Origin of the sequence: Sulfurovum sp., assembly GCF_049668085.1 — a bacterium.
Classification (GTDB): domain Bacteria; phylum Campylobacterota; class Campylobacteria; order Campylobacterales; family Sulfurovaceae; genus Sulfurovum.
Map to the genome: position 1 here is coordinate 1 of NZ_JBATIY010000041.1, position 4018 is coordinate 4018.

General features: G+C 37.6%; 6 protein-coding genes. 4 read left to right on the top strand and 2 right to left on the bottom strand.

What is annotated here, in order from left to right:
* Together WBM70_RS02690 and rpe are read right to left on the bottom strand one after the other, a co-directional pair.
* The coding region (locus WBM70_RS02690) for a phosphoribosylanthranilate isomerase (protein ID WP_424556975.1) at window positions 1–231 on the bottom strand (231 nt) is incomplete at its 3' end.
* A gap of 11 nt (window positions 232–242) precedes the next feature.
* The gene (gene rpe, locus WBM70_RS02695; protein ID WP_424556976.1) at window positions 243–884 is read right to left on the bottom strand and encodes a ribulose-phosphate 3-epimerase; all 642 of its coding nucleotides are present in this window, start codon (window positions 882–884) and stop codon (window positions 243–245) included.
* A 284-nt stretch (window positions 885–1168) separates the two neighbouring features.
* Between rpe and rpmB the strand changes: the two genes are divergently transcribed.
* The 4 genes from rpmB to WBM70_RS02715 form a co-directional block, all read left to right on the top strand.
* Complete coding sequence (gene rpmB / locus WBM70_RS02700; RefSeq protein ID WP_223898740.1) at window positions 1169–1378, top strand: 50S ribosomal protein L28; 210 nt, start codon at window positions 1169–1171, stop codon at window positions 1376–1378.
* 24 nt (window positions 1379–1402) lie between these two features.
* Window positions 1403–2533 (top strand): potassium channel family protein, encoded by a 1131-nt coding sequence (locus WBM70_RS02705; protein WP_424556977.1) that lies wholly within the window; start codon window positions 1403–1405, stop codon window positions 2531–2533.
* Window positions 2526–3737 carry a bifunctional glutamate N-acetyltransferase/amino-acid acetyltransferase ArgJ gene (gene argJ, locus WBM70_RS02710; RefSeq protein WP_424556978.1) on the top strand — a complete coding sequence of 404 codons (1212 nt, stop codon included), beginning with the start codon at window positions 2526–2528 and terminating at the stop codon, window positions 3735–3737. Before WBM70_RS02705 ends, argJ begins: the two co-directional genes overlap by 8 nt.
* Before the next feature lie 73 nt (window positions 3738–3810).
* On the top strand, window positions 3811–4018 hold a 208-nt coding region (locus tag WBM70_RS02715), incomplete at its 3' end, for a YdcH family protein (RefSeq protein WP_424556979.1).

Below are 4018 nucleotides of genomic sequence, written 5' to 3' on the forward strand. Positions count from 1 at the left end.
TGAAATATCTGAGTATCTGCATACTGTGTCTATGGTCTCAATGCCTTCATTGACAAAAAGCCCGACTCTTTCCACAAAAGGAGGAAGTTTATCTATGATCCTTTTGGCTGCTGCAGGTGTAATATACCTTGGTGACTTATTGTAAAAAACAAATCCCAATGCATCTGCACCGCAATCTACAGCGTGTAAAGCATCTTTTAAATTAGTGATCCCACAAATTTTAACTCTCATCTACTTTCCCCTTATTTTAATGCAGAAATTGCGTTTTTTATGCCTTCTGGATGCTTATAGACAAACGAACCAGCCACGACAACATTGACCCCTGCTGCTTCTAATTCTTTTACATTTTTATCGTTGACTCCACCATCGACTTCGATAAGACATTTTGGGTTTCTTTTTTCTATCAGTGCTTTGAGGCGTTGTGCTTTTTCGATCACGGAAGGAATAAACTTTTGTCCACCAAAACCCGGATTCACACTCATAAGAAGTACCATATCTAGATCTTCAAGTAAAAATTCGATAGCTTCAGGCGGTGTATGCGGATTGAGCGTAATGGCAGGACGTATACCCAGTGCACGTATTTTTTGTATCAATCTATGCGGATGTTTCTCTTCTTCAATATGAAAAGAGATAAATTCTGGTTTTAAGGGTGCAAAGAGATCCACGAAAAATGAATTGTTCTCTACCATTAAATGTATATCGAGAGGCTTGGTTGCTGCTTTAGCTACCGCTTCAACCACTACAGGCCCTATGGTAAGGTTAGGTACAAAATGCCCATCCATGACATCAACATGTACAAGGTCACAACCACCTTCACAGATTGCTGCAACATCACGAGCCAAATGTCCAAAATCAGCAGAAAGTATACTTGGGGCTACTAACATAAATATCCTCTTATATTATTTTCATTTATTATAGCAAAAGCAAACTTGTGACCTAGTGCCGTAATGGAAGGATATACTACTATTTCTTCAACATCCTGATGATAACGAACTTGTCAATTATTTTGCGATCTCACATTTGGAACTATTTTATGTTTTGATTCGCAACAAACAGGCACCTTAAGCAAATTTTATGCTCTAATCGTCTATAATCCCACAAAATATTCATCGTTTTACACTTGACGTATACAAAGTGCTATTAGAACGATTAACTTAAAGGACATACTATGGCAAGAAGATGTGACATTACGGGTAAAGGCCCATTAACAGGAAACAACGTTTCTCACGCAAACAACAAAACAAAAAGAAGACAACTTCCAAACTTAAGATCTGTAAAGATCACACTTGAAGATGGAACAACTAAAAGAGTTAAAGTTGCTGCTTCTACACTCAGAACAATGAAGAAACACGCTGCTCAAGCTGCTACAGCTGAGTAAGTCCCTACTTTTGGGACTCGGGCTTTGAAAGCCACACAAAGATTTAAAAAGTTTCTCGGTTGGAGAGACACACACAAACCTCATATTACACTAAATGACGAGTATTATGCTCATTTAGCGCCTTTTAGACTTCCTCTTATACTTACTGTATTTGTTATGCTTACCGGTACGATCGGTTATATGCTTATTGATGATTTTCCACTTATGGATGCCATTTATCAAACAGGTATCACATTTACTACTGTAGGTTTCGGAGAGATAAAGCCCATATCAGATATGGGCCGTATCTTTACCATCACCCTTATCATCTTTGGCTTTATTGTTTTTTCTATCGCTATAGGTATTATTGCAGAAGTCGTCAAAAAAGGTGAATTTCAAAAAACTGCCAAGGAGCGTAAAATGCTTTACGAAATTGCTAGACTTAAAAACCATTTTGTTGTCTGTTATCATAATGAATTTACAATACAGGTAACCAAACAGCTTCGTGAAAACCACATCCCTTTTGTAGTTGTTGACCCTAGAGAAGACATGGAAGAGATAGCAAAAAAACACCATTATCCTTACTTTGTAACTGCAGAGCCACATACAGAAGAAGGTATATTGAAATCGCATCTCTCCTCGGCAAAAGGTGTCATCACTTTGGCAGTTAACGTAGCAGACAACATTGCAACTATCGCTTCTGCAAGACTGTATGAAACAGAGATACACCGTGGTAAAAAATTTCTCATCATTGCCAATGCAAAAAGCAATGAAGATGACCAAAAACTCCTTAAACTTGGTGCTGACAGGGTTGTTACGGCAACAAAACTCATGGCACAACGTATCAATGCAATGGCAGCACGTCCAGAGATGGAAAATCTACTTCAAGAATTTCTTTATAAAAAAGATACTCCTCTTGATATGGAAGAAGCAAAAGTGTTTAAAACATCGTGGCTTGCACTGAAAAAAATAAAAGCTGCACGTTTTAGAGATATTGCGAATGTGACGATCATCGGTATACGTCAAAAAGATGACAAATTTATCCCTATGCCTAAAGGTGATACGATCATCATGCCAGAATCCAAACTCCTACTTATAGGTACAAGTGAAGGTATAGCCAAAGCTAAAAAAATTATGCGAAAAAAAGAAAAACCTGAAGAACTCAAGTATGTTTAAATTGCTTCCATTAGAAAACGGTTTAGAAAATGTAAAAGGGTTCTTCTGTGGTGCTACGAATGTAGGTATGAGAACAAACCCTACAAACTCTGGTGTATCTGATGTTGATGGTGATGTTGCGTTTATACGGAGCGAAGCACCTTGTGATATCTCGTCTGTATTTACAAGCAATACATTTCAGGCTGCACCCATCAAACATTATCAAAAATATCCCAAAGATTTTCAAACCAATTTTCTCCTTATCAATGCCAAAAATGCAAATGCCATGACAGGTGAAAAAGGGATAGAAGATATAGAGTCCATTATGTCTACACTCTCAAGCAAACAAGATGTACTCAATCCTGTGATGAGTTCAACTGGAGTTATAGGCTACCGATTACCTATAGATAAAATAATCTCAGCCTTTGATACATTAGATTTTAATGCTTCAAATTCACACCAGACAGCACGTGCCATCATGACGACAGACAGCTTCAAAAAAGAGTTAGCTTACCAAGTAGAACTTGAAGATGGTAACTCTTTTCATATTGCAGCTATCTGTAAAGGTGCAGGTATGATAAACCCTGCTATGGCTACAATGCTCTGTTTTGTCATTACTGATGCAGACATCCCTAAGTCTGACATGGATGAACTGCTCACAGAAGCAACAGAAGGCTCATTTAACCGTATCTCTGTGGATGGTGACACCTCTACAAATGACACAGTGATGTTACTTTCAAACAAACAAAGTACCCATTACAATAAAGAAGCCTTTGCGCAAGCCCTCAATAAGATCATGTTTGATCTAGCTATGCTTATACTCAAAGATGGAGAAGGGGCAAACAAACTTGTGACCTTTGAAGTCAAAGGAGCCAAGAGTGAAGAAGAAGCGAAGAGAGCAAGCATGGCGCTAAGTAACTCTCTCCTGGTAAAAACTGCGCTATTTGGGGAAGATCCTAACTGGGGACGTATAGCCTCAACGATAGGTGCATCTGGCATAGAGTGTGATGACGAAACCCTGACCATACACTATGATGACCTTCTTATCTACTCTAGTAAATTTAGAGAGTTAGACAAAGTGCGTGAGGACAAAGCCTATAAGATCATGAAACAAGATAGTTTTAAAGTGACTTGCGACATTGGTTTAGGTGATGGTAGCTATACTTCTTATGGCTGTGACCTAAGTTATGAGTATGTGAAAATAAATGCAGAGTATCGAACTTAAAAGTTTTACTTTTAACTCTCTACTAAACACAAAAAAGTTATAATAATAGAATATATTAATACTAGGAAGTAACATGTTACACGAATACAAAAATGAAATACACGAACTAAAACTAAGCAATGCACACTTTGCAAAAGTTTTTGAAAAGCATAACGCACTTGACCAGCAAGTTGAAGATGCAGAAGCAGGACGTACTCTTTTGACAGATGTTGAGCTTGAAACACTTAAAAAAGAAAAACTTCTTTTAAAAGATGAAGCATACAAAATGATCTTAGACTATA